This window comes from Ancylobacter moscoviensis (assembly GCF_007559435.1).
Lineage (GTDB): Bacteria > Pseudomonadota > Alphaproteobacteria > Rhizobiales > Xanthobacteraceae > Ancylobacter > Ancylobacter moscoviensis.
Genome location: NZ_VMBP01000003.1, coordinates 195,165 through 210,303, shown reverse-complemented (window position 1 = coordinate 210,303; position 15,139 = coordinate 195,165). Strand labels below are relative to the sequence as shown.

Annotated in this window: 17 protein-coding genes and 1 pseudogene; 15 read left to right on the top strand and 3 right to left on the bottom strand. The window is 67.3% G+C overall.

What is annotated here, in order from left to right:
• The first annotated feature begins 8 nt into the window (after positions 1–8).
• Together FO470_RS11075 and FO470_RS11070 are read left to right on the top strand one after the other, a co-directional pair.
• A complete protein-coding gene (locus FO470_RS11075) occupies positions 9–758 on the top strand; it encodes an ABC transporter permease (protein ID WP_144343020.1) in 750 nt (249 codons plus the stop codon).
• A complete protein-coding gene (locus FO470_RS11070) occupies positions 755–1,492 on the top strand; it encodes an ABC transporter ATP-binding protein (protein ID WP_246659559.1) in 738 nt (245 codons plus the stop codon). The genes FO470_RS11075 and FO470_RS11070 overlap by 4 nt, the downstream gene beginning before the upstream one ends.
• 265 nt (positions 1,493–1,757) lie before the next feature.
• Here the strand turns inward: FO470_RS11070 and fae are convergent, their stop codons facing one another.
• Complete coding sequence (gene fae / locus FO470_RS11065) at positions 1,758–2,264, bottom strand: formaldehyde-activating enzyme (RefSeq protein ID WP_144343018.1); 507 nt, start codon at positions 2,262–2,264, stop codon at positions 1,758–1,760.
• A 513-nt stretch (positions 2,265–2,777) separates the two neighbouring features.
• Between fae and FO470_RS11060 the strand changes: the two genes are divergently transcribed.
• The 9 genes and pseudogenes from FO470_RS11060 to FO470_RS11015 all read left to right on the top strand — a co-directional run bounded on the left by FO470_RS11060 (position 2,778) and on the right by FO470_RS11015 (position 10,090).
• Positions 2,778–2,987, top strand: a complete 210-nt coding sequence (locus FO470_RS11060; RefSeq protein WP_144343017.1) for a hypothetical protein — start codon at positions 2,778–2,780, stop codon at positions 2,985–2,987.
• 144 nt (positions 2,988–3,131) lie between these two features.
• Positions 3,132–4,754 carry a sensor histidine kinase gene (locus FO470_RS11055; RefSeq protein ID WP_246659558.1) on the top strand — a complete coding sequence of 541 codons (1,623 nt, stop codon included), beginning with the start codon at positions 3,132–3,134 and terminating at the stop codon, positions 4,752–4,754.
• Complete coding sequence (locus FO470_RS11050; protein ID WP_144343015.1) at positions 4,751–5,440, top strand: response regulator transcription factor; 690 nt, start codon at positions 4,751–4,753, stop codon at positions 5,438–5,440. Before FO470_RS11055 ends, FO470_RS11050 begins: the two co-directional genes overlap by 4 nt.
• A 202-nt stretch (positions 5,441–5,642) precedes the next feature.
• A complete protein-coding gene (pqqA, locus tag FO470_RS11045; protein WP_144343266.1) occupies positions 5,643–5,720 on the top strand; it encodes a pyrroloquinoline quinone precursor peptide PqqA in 78 nt (25 codons plus the stop codon).
• Between the two features lie 37 nt (positions 5,721–5,757).
• Positions 5,758–6,696 (top strand): pyrroloquinoline quinone biosynthesis protein PqqB, encoded by a 939-nt coding sequence (gene pqqB, locus FO470_RS11040; RefSeq protein WP_144343014.1) that lies wholly within the window; start codon positions 5,758–5,760, stop codon positions 6,694–6,696.
• Positions 6,657–7,738: pseudogene (pqqC, locus tag FO470_RS11035) on the top strand (pyrroloquinoline-quinone synthase PqqC). Before pqqB ends, pqqC begins: the two are co-directional and overlap by 40 nt.
• Positions 7,735–8,880 carry a pyrroloquinoline quinone biosynthesis protein PqqE gene (gene pqqE, locus FO470_RS11025; protein WP_144343011.1) on the top strand — a complete coding sequence of 382 codons (1,146 nt, stop codon included), beginning with the start codon at positions 7,735–7,737 and terminating at the stop codon, positions 8,878–8,880. The pseudogene pqqC and the gene pqqE overlap by 4 nt, the downstream one beginning before the upstream one ends.
• A 14-nt stretch (positions 8,881–8,894) precedes the next feature.
• Positions 8,895–9,611: a hypothetical protein gene (locus FO470_RS11020; protein WP_246659557.1), complete on the top strand. Its 717-nt coding sequence runs from the start codon at positions 8,895–8,897 to the stop codon at positions 9,609–9,611.
• 23 nt (positions 9,612–9,634) lie between these two features.
• Positions 9,635–10,090, top strand: a complete 456-nt coding sequence (locus FO470_RS11015) for a hypothetical protein (RefSeq protein ID WP_186291925.1) — start codon at positions 9,635–9,637, stop codon at positions 10,088–10,090.
• An 18-nt stretch (positions 10,091–10,108) separates the two neighbouring features.
• Here FO470_RS11015 and FO470_RS11010 read toward each other — a convergent pair whose 3' ends face one another.
• The gene (locus FO470_RS11010; protein ID WP_144343010.1) at positions 10,109–10,930 is read right to left on the bottom strand and encodes a quinoprotein dehydrogenase-associated SoxYZ-like carrier; all 822 of its coding nucleotides are present in this window, start codon (positions 10,928–10,930) and stop codon (positions 10,109–10,111) included.
• A 197-nt stretch (positions 10,931–11,127) separates the two neighbouring features.
• Between FO470_RS11010 and FO470_RS11005 the strand changes: the two genes are divergently transcribed.
• The 4 genes from FO470_RS11005 (at position 11,128) to FO470_RS10990 (ending at position 13,934) form a co-directional block, all read left to right on the top strand.
• Positions 11,128–11,454, top strand: coding sequence for a twin-arginine translocation signal domain-containing protein (locus FO470_RS11005; protein ID WP_144343009.1), 327 nt, complete (start codon positions 11,128–11,130; stop codon positions 11,452–11,454).
• Positions 11,455–11,559: 105 nt separating this feature from the next.
• Positions 11,560–11,781 carry a YMGG-like glycine zipper-containing protein gene (locus FO470_RS11000; RefSeq protein WP_144343008.1) on the top strand — a complete coding sequence of 74 codons (222 nt, stop codon included), beginning with the start codon at positions 11,560–11,562 and terminating at the stop codon, positions 11,779–11,781.
• A 128-nt stretch (positions 11,782–11,909) separates the two neighbouring features.
• Positions 11,910–12,257 (top strand): ArsC family reductase, encoded by a 348-nt coding sequence (locus tag FO470_RS10995; RefSeq protein WP_144343007.1) that lies wholly within the window; start codon positions 11,910–11,912, stop codon positions 12,255–12,257.
• A gap of 69 nt (positions 12,258–12,326) precedes the next feature.
• A complete protein-coding gene (locus tag FO470_RS10990; RefSeq protein WP_144343006.1) occupies positions 12,327–13,934 on the top strand; it encodes a peptide chain release factor 3 in 1,608 nt (535 codons plus the stop codon).
• Here the strand turns inward: FO470_RS10990 and FO470_RS10985 are convergent.
• Entirely contained in the window at positions 13,900–15,078 is a 1,179-nt protein-coding gene (locus FO470_RS10985) for a GGDEF domain-containing protein (RefSeq protein ID WP_144343005.1), read from the bottom strand. The two genes, FO470_RS10990 and FO470_RS10985, sit on opposite strands and share 35 nt — an antisense overlap.
• Positions 15,079–15,139: the final 61 nt, after the last annotated feature.

Sequence of the window (15,139 nt, the reverse complement as noted above, 5' to 3'; positions counted from 1 at the left end):
GGGAGAGCATGTCGGCCGCCGCCCGCCTGCTGCTGACCGCCGTCTCGCTGCTGGTGCTGGTGGCCGTCTGGCAGGTCGCCGCGCTCTGGGTGGCTTCGCCGCTGCTGCCCGGCCCGCCGGCCGTGCTCGCCGCCATGGTGCGCGCGACGGAGACCGGAGCGTTGCCGACCAACATCGCCATCACGCTCGGGCGCGTGGCCGCGAGCTTCCTCATCGCCATGGCGGTCGGCTCGGCCATCGGCATCGCCCTTGGCCGCTCGGTGGCTCTCAACGAACTCTTCGGACCGTGGGTCGTCGTGCTGCTCAACCTGCCGGCGCTGGTGGTGATCATCCTCTGCTATGTCTGGTTCGGCCTCACCGAGGCGGCGGCCATCACCGCGGTGGCGATCAACAAGATCCCCAACGTCGCCGTCACCATGCGCGAGGGCGCGGCCGCGCTGTCGCGCGATCTCGACGAGATGGCGAAGGTCTATCGCCTGCCATGGTCGCGGGCGCTGCGCCACGTCACCTTGCCCCAGCTCGTGCCCTTCTTCGCCGCGAGCGCCCGTTCCGGCCTCGCGCTCACCTGGAAGATCGTGCTGGTGGTGGAACTGCTCGGCCGCTCCAACGGCGTCGGCTTCGAGTTGCAGACCGCGTTCCAGCTTTTCGACGTGGCGACCATCCTCGCCTATGCGCTGGCCTTCACGGCGGTGGTGCAGCTCATCGAGGTCGGGTTGCTCCAGCCCTGGGAGCGGCGGGCCAACAGGTGGCGGCGATGAGCGCGATCGCGATCGACATCGGCGAGAAGCGCTATCCGGCGCGGGCCGGCGCGCCGGCGCGGGATATCTTCCGCGCTTTCCGCCTCGACATCGCGTCGGGGGAGTTCCTGGTGCTGCTGGGCGCCTCCGGCCTCGGCAAGACGACGCTGCTCAACATCGTCGCCGGGCTCGATCGGGAGTATCGCGGCACGGTGCGCTTCGATGCGGGGGGCGGGGCAGGCGCGGTCGCGCCGCGCATCGCCTATGCCTTCCAGAATCCGCGCCTACTGCCGTGGCGCACCGTGCTGGAGAATGTCGCGCTGCCCTTGCCGCCGGGCGAGGAGAGCCGCCGCCGGGCGCTGGCGATGCTGGAGGAGGTGGGTCTTGCCGAGCTGGCGCCCGCCTATCCCGAGCGCCTGTCGCTCGGCCAGCAGCGGCGTGTCGCGCTGGCCCGCGCCTTCGTCATCGAGCCCGAGGTGCTGCTGATGGACGAGCCCTTCGTCTCGCTGGACGAGGTGGGCGCGGCGCGGCTGCGCGATCTGCTGCGCCGCCTGCTGGCGGGCCGTCCGGCGACCGTGCTTTTCGTCACCCATGACAGCCGCGAGGCGGTGGAGCTGGCGAGCCGCATCGTCGTGCTGGAAGGAACACCCGCGCGGATCGCCCACGATATCGGGCTTCACCTGTCGCGCGAGGAGCGCGCCGCGCCGGGCCGGCTGGAAGAGCTGCGCCGGGCGCTGGCCGGTGCTGCCGGCTGAGCCCTCCGCGGCCAATCCCCCATTCCGGCGACCGGCCGTCGGCGCGCAAAATGAAAAGGCCCGGAGCACGAGGCTCCGGGCCAGTCAGTCGGTAAGATGGGCAATCAATGGGCAGGAGAAGGCGGTTTCCCGCCGTCCCCGTGGCGCAAGTAACGACGGCGCGCCGTCGTCACTTGTTCAAAAAGATCGCCGCCAACCGCTGGAGCAGGCCCTTCGGATACTGGGCCGCGGGCGGTGGTGTTGTCTGCCCAGGGTTGCTTCCGATCTAGGCGGCGAAGGGGTGCTTGGCCGAAGCGGCCTGCGACAGGACGTCCTTGATCTTCGGCTCGCCGTCGACGGCGCGCTTCAGGGCTTCCTTGGTCGCCTGGTAGTTGAACTGCTGGATCTTGGCGTCATCCGCCGCTTCCCAGTGGATGAACACGCCGACCGAGATGAACAGGTCGTCGGCTTCTTCTTCCGGGATCACGCCTTCGGCGACGCTGTCGACGACAGCCTTCGCGACCGCGTACTGGGCCGGGCCGAACATCTGGACGGCCTGACGGGCGTCCTTGATCGTCACCTTGTTGAACAGGATGGTGTTCGGCTTGGCGAGCAGGTTCGGGGTCACGACGGCGAGCAGCGAGGTGAAGCCGTCCTTGTTGTTGGTCAGCGCGTTGACGAAGGCGCTTTCCGCAGCCGAGCCGCGCGGGCCGATGATGAGGTCGATGTGAGCGACCTCGTTGCCGTCACCCACCAGCGACTCGCCGATGAGCACCTTGTTGATCTTGGCCATCTAATCCTCCCAGAACGGGGTTGCATGATAAGGGACGGGAATTGCCCCTCTCGATGTCCCGGCTATCTTTGTTGCAGCGTTTGGGAACCAAACCGGTTGGCCCGATAGCGCGACCAGACACGTAACGAGCGAGAGACTGGCCCGCTTCGTCTTTATCCGCAAGGGATTCTTCATCCGTATGACGTCGCTGCGGTAGCTTGCCCCATGCTTTCTGCTGCCGTGCCGGAAGCCGCCCCGGCGGATGCGAATTATGGCGGCATGGTCAAAAGAGCGGCAGCTCTGTATCCCGCCGCGATCACGGACTATGCTGCGGCGTGAAGCTGATCGGTGGCGTCGGGACGCCCGGCCCCCCGAGAGGTAGCCGCGTAGCGTGTTTGCGATGTGGTCTGTTTTTTGCTGCAATGCAGCGAAATCGGCGCGACCCAACTGCCGCGGGCGGCGTATGGGTCGGGTTCAGTTCAGTGAAAGGGGGAGCGCTCGGGCGGCTTCGAACCCACGCCTCGAGGACGACTTATGGAGCTTATTCTTTCCATCTGCCTCATCGCGAATCCCGGCACCTGCCGCGAGGAGGCCGTTTCCGTCAGCGCGGAGCTTCGCCCCGCGCCGGTCCAGTGCATGATCGGCGCGCCGCCGGTCATCGCCGAGTGGAGCGAGACGCACCCGAAGTGGAAGGTCACGAAGTGGCGCTGCGCCCGTCCCGGCGCGGCCGGCCGCGACATCTGACCGGCACCCGCGCGTTTCCCACGCCGCCGTTTTTCCCGCCGGTTCCTGCTGCATCGCAGCGTGCACCGTTCCCTGGTCCGTGGAATCATTGAAACGTCATTGATTTGCGATGGCGTTATCCAGTGAGGCGGCATGGGAAGGGGCGTGTTCGGGCGTGGCTTGTTCGCGTCGCTCAGGGCGCGCATGGCGCTGCTGCTGTCCGTCGCCGTGCTGGTGACGGCGGCCTCGACGGCGGCGCTCGTCCTCGCGCTCGGCGCGGCCAACACGCAGCTCGACCGGCTGGTATCGGCCCAGCATCGGCTGGAGCTGCTGTCGGTCATCTCCGGCCGCATCGGCGACTACGCGCTGATGGCGTTGCAGACCGCGCAGCAGCCGAGCGCGCGCACCTATGAATCGCTCGTCGCCGCCCGTCAGGCCGCGCTGACCGCCTTCGAGCGCTTCGAGAGCACGCTGTCGGACGATGTGCTGCGCTTCCAGGACGAGGAGCAGCGCACGCTGATGGCGGCGCGCAGCCGCACCGTCGCGCGCCTCAAGGCGCAGTTCGAGGTGCTCGACCGTCAGGTCGCCGGGGCGCTCGCCAATCCCGAGCCCGCGACGGGCGTGCGCGTCGTGCTCGACGTCTTCGCCGCCGGTTTCGGCGGTCCGCTGAGCCAGTCGATGGAGGAGGAGCGCACCGCCGCTCACAACGCCCAGGTCGAAGTGCGCCAGCTGCGCGACCGCACCATACGCTGGGGATTGATCGGCGTGGCCTTGGCCTGCCTCGTCGCGGTGCTGCTCTATCACCGCCTCGGCCGCTCGCTGGTCAATCGCGTCGCCGATGTCGCCGCCGCCGCCGCCGCCATCGCGCGCGGGCGCTCCGACACCCGCATCGCTGTGACCGGCCACGACGAGCTCAGCCTCGCCATGGCCCGCTTCAACCGCATGGCGGCGCATCTGGCCCGCCGCGAGCAGCGGCTGGTGGCGGCGCAGAAGCACCTGCAGGAGACCGTCGACGCGCGCACCGCCGAGCTGCGCGCCGCCAATACGCGGCTGGAGAATGTCGACCTCGCCCGCCGGCGCTTCTTCACCGATGTGAGCCACGAGCTGCGCACGCCGCTGACCGTCATCCTCGGCGAGGTGGAGATCACGCTGCGCCCGGCGCAGCCGCGCGAGGAGGACCTCAAGGCCGCGCTGCTGGTCATCCAGTCCCGCGCCCGCCGCCTGCATCGCCGGGTGGAGGATCTTCTGCGCATCGCGCGGTCGGAGAGCGGGCAGATCGAGCTCGACCGCTCGCTGTTCCTCGTCGACGAGCTGCTGGTCGACGTGCGCGAGAGCATGCTGCCGGTGGCGCGCGCCGCCGGGCTCGCGCTGGAGATCGCCTGCCCGTCCGAAAGCCTTGCCGTGGATGCCGACCGCGACTGGCTGCGCCAGACGTTCGACGGGCTGGTCGCCAATGCCGTGCGCCATTCGCCGCCCGGCGAGACCGTCCATCTGGAAGCCGCGCGAGAGGGCGACGAGGTGGTCATCCGGGTGCGCGACCACGGCACCGGCATCCCCTCGGACGAACTGCCGCACGTGTTCGAGCGCTTCTGGCGCGGCGCCACCGGCACGCGCGAGGGCACCGGCTTCGGCATCGGCCTGGCACTGGCGAAATGGATCGTCGACCGCCATGGTGGGCGCATCGAAATAGAAAGCGGTGCCGGAGGAGGCGAGGGGAAGGGGGGCACCTGTGTCACCGTCCGCCTGCCCGTACCGGTGCCCGACATGACGTTGGAGGCGGCCCAATGAACATTCTCATCGTCGAGGACGATCCGGACATCGGCTCGCTGCTGCGGCGCGGCTTTTCTTCCGAGAGCTACGACGTCCAGCTCGTGGGAGACGGCGAGGAGGCGTTGCGCGCGGCCAATGGGCGGGCGTGGGAGGCGATCATCCTCGACGTCATGCTGCCCGGGCGTTCCGGCATCGAGGTGTGCAAGGCGCTGCGGGCCGGCGGGCAGACCGCGCCGATCATCATGCTCTCCGCCCGTTCCAGCGTGAACGAGCGCACGGAGGGGCTGATGGCGGGGGCGGACGACTACATCGTCAAGCCCTTCGCCTTCGAGGAGCTGCTGGCGCGGGTGAAGGTGCAGGCGCTCCGGCGCAGCAATGCCGACGGCGAGCCGCGCACGCTGGCGGTGGGCGCGCTCGCGCTCGATCTCGAAACCCGCCAGGCCCAGCTCGGCGGCACCCGCGTGCGCCTGACCGAGCGCGAGGTGGAACTGCTGGCGCTGCTCATGCGCCACCCCGGCGAGCCGCTCTCGCGCGCGGACATCTTCGCCGCGCTGTGGGCCGGCCATGGCGGGGCCTCGCTCAATGTGGTGGACGTCTATGTCGGCTATCTCCGCCACAAGCTGGCGGAGGCGCTGCCCGATGGCGGGCACCTCATCGTGACGGTGCGCGGGCGCGGCTTCATGCTCGACGCCGAGCCGGCGTGAGCCGCGAGAGGGCTTCCGGCGTATGTTCCGCCACCGTTCGCGCTGGTATAATGTACGCCTGAACGAAAGATGATCACGCCTTTCTTGACGAAGGCGAAAATGATCCTCACATTGCTAGGGCGGTGTAATAACCGCAAATCAACATGATCTCTTATGATCTTCTTATGAAGTAAAAAGAGATCAAAAATTCGAGGAGGAAGAAATGGCCTGGACCACTCCGCGCATTGTTGAAGTTTGCGTCGGCATGGAAGTCAACGCCTACTATCCGGCTGACTTCTGAGCCTTGAGGGGCGGGTTGGCGCGAAGTCGCTTTGCCGATGATAACGTCCCCGTCCCGCTTCAGGCTCGTCGTCCTCGGGTCGGCCGCGGGTGGCGGATTCCCGCAATGGAACTGCCGCTGCGCGGTCTGCTCGCTTGCCTGGGCCAATGACCCGCGCGTGCAGCGGCGGACTCAGGCATCGATTGCCGTGAGCGCCGATGGCGTCCATTGGGCGCTGGTCAATTGCGCGCCCGAAGTCCTGTCGCAGATCCAGTCCGTGCCGGCGCTGCACCCGCAGGCGGGTCTCCGGCATTCGCCGGTGGCTGCCGTGCTCCTGACCAACGCCGATATCGACCACGTCGCCGGGCTGCTCAGCCTGCGCGAGGCGCAGCCTTTCACGCTGCTGGCGACGCCCTCCGTGCAGGGGGTGCTGCGTTCCAGCAGCGCCTTCGACGTGCTGGCCGAGGGCGTGGTCGCGCGCCGGGAGGTCGAGCTGGGCTCGTCCTTCGATCTGGTGGAGGGCGTCAGCGCCACCATCTTCCCGGTGCCCGGCAAGATCGCGCTCTATCTCGAAGCGCGTGAGACGGCCGAGAAGGGGGCGCTCGCCACCGATGTCGAGGGCGAGCAGACCATCGGCGTCGAGCTGCGGGCAGGGGGGCGTCGGGTGCTCTACATTCCCGGCTGCGCGGCGATGACCGATGCGCTGCGTGCCCGCCTCGACGGGGCCGATCTCGTGCTGTTCGACGGCACGCTGTGGCAGGACGACGAGATGGTCCGCGCCGGCGTCGGCACCAAGACCGGCGCGCGCATGGGGCACATGTCGATGTCGGGCGAGAATGGTTCGATCGAAGCTTTGCGCCAAGTCAATGTGGGCCGAAAAATCTATGTTCACATCAACAACACCAATCCGGTGCTTGTTGATGGCTCGAAAGAGCGGATCGCGGCAAATAAAGCCGGATGGGAGATCGCTCAAGATGGGATGGAGATCGCCCTATGACTACGCTTCTTTCGCCGACTGAACTTGAAGAGCGCCTGCGTGACGTGGGCAAGCGCCGCTATCACAGCCTGCATCCCTTTCATCGTCTGCTGCACGGCGGCAAGCTGAGCTTCGGGCAGATCCAGGCCTGGGCGCTGAACCGCTACTACTACCAGGCGATGATCCCGGTGAAGGATTCCTCCATCCTCGCCCGCATGGAGGAGGCGGAGCTGCGCCGCGTCTGGCGCCAGCGCATCATCGACCACGACGGCGACCATGAGGGCGAGGGCGGCATCGCCCGCTGGCTGGTGCTCACCGACAGCCTCGGGCTCGACCGGCACTACGTGACCTCGCTCTCCGGCCTGTTGCCCGCGACCCGCTTCGCGGTGGATGCCTATGTGCATTTCGTGCGCGAGAAGAGCCTTCTGGAGGCCATCGCCTCCTCGCTCACGGAGATGTTCTCGCCCGGCATCATCGGCGAGCGTGTGGCCGGCATGCTGAAGAACTATGATTTCGTCTCGAAGGAGACGCTGGCCTATTTCGACAAGCGTCTCACCCAGGCGCCGCGCGATGCGGATTTCGCGCTCGACTACGTGAAGCAGCACGCGCGCACGCCGGAACAGCAGGAAGCGGCCATCCGGGCGCTCGAGTTCAAGTGCGACGTGCTCTGGGTGCAGCTCGACGCGCTCTATTTCGCCTATGTCGAGCCGAAGATGGCCTATCCGGGGGCGTTCGTCCCGAAGGAGGCGTGATGACCGAGATTCTCGTCGCGACCGGCATTCCCAAGCTCGCGCGCGGTGTGCGCCTGCGCCACGACGAGGCGCGCGGGCAGTGGGTGCTGCTCGCGCCCGAACGTGTGCTCAACCCGGATCCGGTTGCGGTCGAGATTCTCAAGAAGGTCGACGGCACCCGCTCCATCGACGCCATCGTCGACGAGTTGGCGAGCGCCTTCACCGTCGACCGCGAGCGCGTGGCGACCGATGTCGATGCCTTCCTCGCCGGTCTGGTCGAGAAGGGAATGATCGAGATCGCCTCGCCGCTGATCGGAGACGCGGCATCATGAACGTCGTGGCGGACCCGCATACGCACCGCGAGGCGCCGGTTCGCCCGGCGCCTCCGGCGCCCTACGGCATGCTGGCGGAGCTGACCCACCGCTGCCCGCTGCAATGTCCCTATTGCTCGAACCCGGTCGAGCTCGACCGCCGCAATGTCGAACTCGACCTCGACACGTGGAAGCGGGTCTTCTCCGAGGCCGCCCGGCTCGGCGTGCTGCAGGTTCACCTGTCCGGCGGCGAGCCGACGGCGCGGCGCGATCTGGAGGACATGATCCGCCACTGCGTCGAGGTCGGCATCTACACCAACCTGATCACCGCCGGCGTCGGCGTGACGCCGGAGCGGCTGCAGGCGATCTCGGACGCCGGCATCGACCATGTGCAGCTCTCCTTCCAGGGAGCCACGGCGGAGACGACCGACAAGGTGTCGAATTTCCGCGGCGCCCATGAGCGCAAGCTCGCCGTGGCGCGCGAGGTGCGCCGGCTCGGACTGCCGCTGACCATCAACTCGGTCGTGCACCGGGCCAACATCCACCAGATCCCGGCCTTCATCGACCTCGCCCTGTCGCTCGACGCCAAGCGCATCGAGATCGCCCACTCGCAGTACTACGGCTGGGCGCTGCGCAATCGCGGCGCGCTCATGCCGACGCGCGAGCAGGTGTTCTGGGCGCTCGACGTGGTGGAGGAGGCGCGCGCCCGGCTCAAGGGCAAGCTGACCATCGACGCGGTGGTGCCGGATTATTACGCCAAGTACCCCAAGCCCTGCATGAACGGCTGGGGGCGCCAGTCGCTCAATGTTACGCCGTCGGGCAAGGTGCTGCCCTGCCACGCGGCGGAAACCATCCCCAGTCTCGATTTCTGGAACGTGCGCGAGCATTCGCTGAGCGAGATCTGGACGGACTCGCCCGCCTTCAACGCCTTTCGCGGCACGGACTGGATGCCGGAGCTGTGCAGGAGCTGCGAGCGCAAGGAGATCGACTGGGGCGGCTGCCGCTGCCAGGCGATGGCGATCGCGGGCGATGCCGCCGCGACCGATCCTGCCTGCCACAAATCCCCGCTTCACGCCCACATGCTCGCCCTCGCCGAGGCCGATGCGGAGGGATCCTCCGAATATGACTACCGGCGCTACCTGACGCCGGACCGCCCAAGCTGACCGGGAGCGCCCCCATGTTGCGTCTGGCGACCACCTTCGCCGCTGCTACTTCAATCGCTACTTCGATCGTTGCTGCTACCTCGATTGCTACGCTTTTTGCTACTGCCGCCCTGGCCGGTCCGACAGCTTCCGAGCTGTTCTTCGACACGCCCTATCTGTCGAAAATCGAGCCCGGCACGACGCTGAATTACGCCTACAAGCACGTGACGAGCGAGGCGAAGCTGGGCGACAGCTTCGACGAGACGCTGGAAATGAAGGTCTCGGCGCCCGCCGACGACGCTTCCAAGCGCATCGCCGATGTCGTCATCCATCGCGGCGACAAGGAAGGCGAGGCCGGCCCGTTCCCCACCATGAACGGCAATCCGATCTCGCTCATCCTGCTGGAGCGCGACGTCAAGGAGATGGCGCAGCTCAGCAAAGGCAGCCCCTTCTACCTCCGCAACCGGGTTCGCGAGCATCTCGGCACCGGAACGGTGGAGCCCGCGCGCTTCACCTTCAACGGCAAGGAGATGGAGGGCTGGAAGCTCACCATGCTCCCCTTCGCCACCGATCCCAACAAGGACAAGCTGCAGGAACTGGCCAGCCGCCGCTACGAGTTCCTGTTCTCGGACGCGGTTCCGGGCGGGCTGTATTCCATCGGTGTCGTCACGCCCAAAGCGGACGGCACCTCGAACATCATCGAGACCAGCCTGACGTTGACCGGCGCTTCCGCGACGCCGGCGGCGAAATAGGCGGCCGGCCGGGAGGAACTGCCATGACGAAAGCCACCGGGACCGCCTTGCGTGTCGTCGCCGGAACCTTGCTGGCGCTGACGTTCGGGGCCGGCGCGGTCGCGGCTCAGGAGGCCGCCCCGGGGCTTTCCCCCGGCCTCGCGCCGGGCGTCACGCCGGGCGTGACGCGGCCGGCTCCCTCGGCCCCGCAGGCCGGCCTGATCAACGATTATCCCACCGTCGCCCGCGCCGATTACGTGTTCGGCTGCATGGCCGCCAACGGCCAGACCCGGCAGGCGCTGGAGAAGTGCTCCTGCTCCATCGACACCATCGCCACGATCCTCCCCTATGAGCGCTACGTGGAGGCGGAGACCATCCTCAGCGTGGGGCAGGTCGCGGGGCAGCAATCGGAGCTGTTCCGCAACACCGGCATCTTCCGCGACATCGTGGCCGAGCTGCGCCGGGCGCAGGCCGAGGCCGAGGTGACCTGCTTCTATTGAGGGCGTGCCGGCGGCGCGTCAGCCCGCCGGCTTCAGCTCGCCGTTGAACCTGCTTCCGTCCGTATCGGCGGCATCGACGCGAATCTCCTGGCCGGTCGGCTGGTAGGTGAAGCGGATCGCCGGGTCCTCGCTCAGCGAGATGCCGCCCGTCATCGAGAAGATGAGCTCGTCGCCCTGCTTTACCTCGATGTCGTCGACGAACTTGGCGGGGATATAGGCGCGGGTGAGCGGATCCATCTGCAAGCCCGAATAGTTGGGATGCCGGATCATGAGCTGGAGCTGCGAGACGCGGCTCGCCTTGGTGGGGTCGCCCAGCTCGCCGGCATTCACTGATTTCAGCTTGAGCTGGCCGAGATTCTTCAGCGCGGCTTCCTCGTCCTTCATCGCCGGAGCGGAGCAGCCGCCGGAGGCCTTCACATAGCGCTCCGCCATGTGCAGCGTGCCGTCGCTGGTCTCGGCGATGGCGCGGACGAAGGAATAGGAGTTCACGCGCAGCCGCGTGCCGAGGGCCAGGTCGTGGCGCTCGCCGCCGAAAGTGAAGGTTGCCGCGACGGGCGCCGGGTTTTCGTCGACGATGAGCGTGAGCTTGCTGACGGTGCGCGGATCGCCCTCCGGCAGCATCACCTCGACCTCCACGGGCACCATGGCGGCATCTTCCGCGCGGGTCGGGGCGGTGAGGCGGACAAGCGGACTTGCTACCTCGATGCTACGGTCGCCGAACACATCCCCCCTCAACGCCTTCCAGGTGGCATCGGCGCCCGGCTCCTGCGCCGCTGCAGCGGTGACGGCCAGGGCGGAGAACAGGGCGACGGCAAGGACGAGGCGGATACGGCGATGCATGGAGACCTCCCGGGCCGTCGGATCGTTGGCTGTCCGGCGGTTCGGGTCATCATACACTGAACTGGCGTAAATTGCAGGCACGAAGAGGCGAGCGGACGACCCCATCATTTTGACGCAGCGATCGGCTTCCTCCCGCGGCCGGCCGATGCCATGTTCCCGCCGGACCGCCAACATTCGGCATCACAGGAAAGCCCGTCATGCTCTCGCGCCGTTCGCTCTTGAAGACCCTTGCCGTCACTCTCCTTGCCGCGCCGCTGGGCATAACGGCGCTTTCGGAGGCGCAGGCGCAGTCGGTGCCGACCAGCCGCCCGCCGGCGCCGCGTCGCGAGCCTCGCCCGGTGCCGCGCCGTGGCTACACCTGGGTTCCAGGGCACTGGGCATGGCATCCGCGCCGGGGATGGGTCTGGACGTCGGGCCACTGGGAAGAGAACCGTCGCGGCTTCGAATATGTCGGTCCTCGCTGGGTGCTCCGTCGTGGTCAGTGGGTGTATGAACCTGGCCGCTGGGTCCGTAGCTGGCGATGAAGTTTTCTCGGTAAGAATTTCTTCGGTGATGCTTGGTGCCCTACGATTGTAGGGCGCATCGGCCGGCGATATTCTCACCTCGACTCAAACTGGGGGAATGCCCGAATGTCCAAGTCTGTTGCCGTCAAGCTTACCGTCGTCGCCGTCGTCGCTCTGATCGCGGCGGGCTGCTCCAACACCCAGCGCCGCGCCGGCACGGGTGCCCTGATCGGTGCCGGCACCGGTGCGGTGATCGGCGGCATCGCCGGCGGCGGCACGGGTGCGGCGTGGGGCGCGGGTATCGGCGCGGCGGCTGGCGCGGGCATCGGCGCCGCTACGGCGAACTGAACCGTTCCAGAGAAGGGGCCGGGGCCTTATGGGTTCCGACAGCCGCTTTTCGATGAGGCGGCCGCGTTTCCGAGCCGGGGCGCGGCCGTTTTCATGAGGCGTTTCGATTGCCCGGAACGGAGACGAGCGTGACGGTCACGATCTACGGCATCAAGAACTGCGACACGATGAAGAAGGCGCGCGCTTGGCTCGACACGCACGGCGTCGCCTATGACTTTCACGATTACAAGACGTCCGGCATCGACACCGCGCATCTGAAGGAATGGGCCGGCAAGGTCGGCTGGGAGCCGTTGCTCAACCGCGCCGGCACCACCTTCCGCAAGCTCACCGACGCCGAGAAGGCGGATATCGACGAGGCCAAGGCATTCCGCCTGATGCAGGCCCAGCCCTCGCTCATCAAGCGGCCGGTGCTGGATGCCGGCGGCAAGGTGATCGTCGGCTTCAAGCCGGAGATCTACGAAAAGCAGTTCGGCTGACGGTCCGGCGGGACGGAAGCGCTCCGCCGCCTCTTGATCCGGCGCGGCTTCCCTGCCACATCCGCGCGCATGAACGCTCTCTCTAATTCCGCCGCCTCGCCCATCGCGCTCGAAGTCGCGCGCCGGCGCACCTTCGCGATCATCTCGCACCCGGACGCGGGCAAGACCACGCTGACCGAGAAGCTGCTGCTGTTCGGCGGCGCGATCCAGCTCGCCGGACAGGTGCGCGCCAAGAAGGACCGCCGCTCGACCCGCTCGGACTGGATGGCGATCGAGCGCGAGCGCGGTATCTCGGTCGCCACCTCGGTGATGACCTTCGAGTTCGGCGGCCACGTGTTCAACCTGCTCGACACGCCGGGCCACGAGGACTTTTCGGAGGATACCTATCGCACGCTGACCGCCGTCGACGCGGCGGTGATGGTGATCGACGCGGCCAAGGGCATCGAGGCGCGCACGCGCAAGCTGCTGGAGGTCTGCCGCCTGCGCGACATTCCGATCATCACCTTCATCAACAAGATGGACCGCGAGAGCCGCGACCCGTTCGAACTGCTGGACGAGATCGAGAAGACGCTGGCGCTCGACACTTCCCCGATGACGTGGCCGGTCGGGCGCGGACGCGATTTCGTCGGCACGATGGACATCGCCACCAGCGGCATGCGCCTGCTCGACGGCGACGAAGGCAAGACCGGTCCGCTCAGGCAGATGAGCATGGCTGAGATTGCAGCGCTCAACGTGACGCTCGATGAGGGTGCGCTCGAAGAGGAGCTGACCCTCGTGCGCGAGGGCTGCAATCCGTTTGAACTCGGCGCCTTCCTTGAAGGCCATCTGACGCCGGTGTTCTTCGGCTCGGCGCTGCGCAATTTCGGCGTCGGCGACCTGCTGGAAGGTTTGGGGCGCTACGCCCCGCCGCCCCGCGCACAGCAGGCCGACGCGCGCAGGGTGGAGGCCGAGGAGCCGCGCATGACGGCCTTCGTCTTCAAGATCCAGGCGAACATGGATCCGAACCACCGCGACCGCATCGCCTTTGCGCGCCTGTGCTCGGGCAAGCTCCAGCGCGGCATGAAGGCCAAGCTCGTGCGCACCGGCAAGCCGATGAGCCTCGCCACGCCGCAATTCTTCTTTGCGCAGGACCGCCAGCTCGCCGAGGAGGCCTATGCCGGCGATGTGGTGGGCATCCCCAACCACGGCAATCTGCGTATCGGTGACACGTTGACCGAAGGCGAGGAAATCAACTTCGTCGGCGTGCCGAGCTTCGCGCCGGAAATCCTGCGCCGCGTGAAGCTGCCCGACGCGATGAAGGCCAAGAAGCTCAAGCAGGCGCTGCAGGAGATGGCGGAGGAGGGCGTGGTTCAGGTGTTCCGCCCGACCGACGGCTCGCCGGCGCTTGTCGGCGTGGTCGGCCCGTTGCAGCTCGACGTGCTGAAGAACCGGCTGGAGGCCGAATATGGCCTCGAGGTCGGCTTCGACATGTCGGAGTTTCAGCTCGCCCGCTGGGTGTCGTCGGAAGACCCGAAGAAGCTGGACGAGTTCGCCGCCGGCAATCGCCTCTCTACCGCCGAGGATCTGGATGGCGATCTCGTCTTCCTCAGTCCCTCGGCCTTCATGATCGGCTATACCGGCGACCGCTGGCCCGGCATCGTCTTCACCGACGTGAAGGACGTGAAGAAGGCAGCGTGATCACGCCGGATCCGGCGCCGAGGGCGGCGACCACTGTGCGGTCGCGCCCTTCGCGCTTGGCGCGATAGAGCGCGGTGTCGGCCTGGCTGAATGCCTGGTCGAACAGCATTCCCCGCGTGCCGATCCCAATGCCGGCGCTGGTGGTAGAGGCGAAGCCTTCCTGGTAGAGCACCTGCGCGGCGAAGCGCAGCCGCACCTGCTCCGTCTGCAGCAGGGCGAGGTCGAGCGTCCGGTGCGGACGGACCAGCACGAACTCCTCTCCGCCGATCCGCGCCGCCTGCTGGCCTTCCGACAAGCTCTCGCGAAGCGCCTGCGCGAACAGGGCGATGACGCGATCGCCGGTCGCGTGGCCGTGCGTGTCGTTGATCGACTTGAAGTGGTCGATATCGAACAGCACCACCGTGATGTCGTCGGCCAGCGGCTCGGTGCCGATCATGTCGAACAGGGCACGGCGGTTGAGCAGTCCGCTGAGCGAATCCGTCATCGCCTCGCGCTTGTGGGCGCGGGCGAGCCGGGTCTGGTTGAGCGCCAGCGTCATCGCACCGATGCCCGGCACGCCGGCAATGACCGACAGCACGTTGAAGTCCTCCGCCCAGTTGGCGGGTGGGCCATCGAGAACGAGCCTACCGTCGAAGGCCAGCACCAGTGCGCAGGCCGCAAAGGACGTGCCGACGAAAAGATAGAGGCCGCACATGCCGGCGATGGCACCGGGCGCCTCGGCCCGGGTCTGCCAATACTCGAACGCCGTGAGTGCCAGCAGCGCCGCAGCCGAGAGGTTCACCAGCATGAAGCCGGCGCCGTCATAGCCCATCGCGAGTGGCGTGAGGGCGATGGGCAGGCTCGCCATGCCGATGAGAATGCGCCCGCGCGGCGAGCCTCCAAGGCGAAAATAGAAGGCCCCGCCGTACAAAATTGAGAGGCCGGTGAGGAGGTGGGCGAATGCGATGGTAGCAAGCGAGTAGTGCGGATTGGAGAGATAGAGGCTGTAGAGGAACACGTCGCAGACGATGAAGCCGGCGGCGATGGAGCAGATCAGCAGGTATTTGTCCGCGCGCGCGGTGGACCAGGTGCCCAGCAGGATGATCGACAGGCAGATCGCCGAGAAGCCGATGGCGATGAGCAGCGACGTGTAGTCCAGCAGCATGAAGGCCCACCTGCGCAAATGGCCTTCAGCCGGGCCGTCGGTAGCTCCGGCATGTGCCTAC

Bases quoted from the DNA above. Each gene is read 5' to 3' on its own strand.
- FO470_RS11070 (WP_246659559.1), top strand. From the start codon at position 755: ATGAGCGCGATCGCGATCGACATCGGCGAGAAGCGCTATCCGGCGCGG.
- FO470_RS11060 (WP_144343017.1), top strand. From the start codon at position 2,778: ATGGAGCTTATTCTTTCCATCTGCCTCATCGCGAATCCCGGCACCTGC.
- pqqE (WP_144343011.1), top strand. From the start codon at position 7,735: ATGAACGTCGTGGCGGACCCGCATACGCACCGCGAGGCGCCGGTTCGC.
- fae (WP_144343018.1), bottom strand. From the start codon at position 2,264: ATGGCCAAGATCAACAAGGTGCTCATCGGCGAGTCGCTGGTGGGTGAC.
- FO470_RS11050 (WP_144343015.1), top strand. From the start codon at position 4,751: ATGAACATTCTCATCGTCGAGGACGATCCGGACATCGGCTCGCTGCTG.
- FO470_RS11010 (WP_144343010.1), bottom strand. From the start codon at position 10,930: ATGCATCGCCGTATCCGCCTCGTCCTTGCCGTCGCCCTGTTCTCCGCC.
- FO470_RS11000 (WP_144343008.1), top strand. From the start codon at position 11,560: ATGTCCAAGTCTGTTGCCGTCAAGCTTACCGTCGTCGCCGTCGTCGCT.
- pqqB (WP_144343014.1), top strand. From the start codon at position 5,758: ATGATAACGTCCCCGTCCCGCTTCAGGCTCGTCGTCCTCGGGTCGGCC.
- FO470_RS10985 (WP_144343005.1), bottom strand. From the start codon at position 15,078: ATGCTGCTGGACTACACGTCGCTGCTCATCGCCATCGGCTTCTCGGCG.
- FO470_RS11020 (WP_246659557.1), top strand. From the start codon at position 8,895: ATGTTGCGTCTGGCGACCACCTTCGCCGCTGCTACTTCAATCGCTACT.
- FO470_RS11005 (WP_144343009.1), top strand. From the start codon at position 11,128: ATGCTCTCGCGCCGTTCGCTCTTGAAGACCCTTGCCGTCACTCTCCTT.
- FO470_RS11075 (WP_144343020.1), top strand. From the start codon at position 9: ATGTCGGCCGCCGCCCGCCTGCTGCTGACCGCCGTCTCGCTGCTGGTG.
- FO470_RS11015 (WP_186291925.1), top strand. From the start codon at position 9,635: ATGACGAAAGCCACCGGGACCGCCTTGCGTGTCGTCGCCGGAACCTTG.
- pqqA (WP_144343266.1), top strand. From the start codon at position 5,643: ATGGCCTGGACCACTCCGCGCATTGTTGAAGTTTGCGTCGGCATGGAA.
- FO470_RS10990 (WP_144343006.1), top strand. From the start codon at position 12,327: ATGAACGCTCTCTCTAATTCCGCCGCCTCGCCCATCGCGCTCGAAGTC.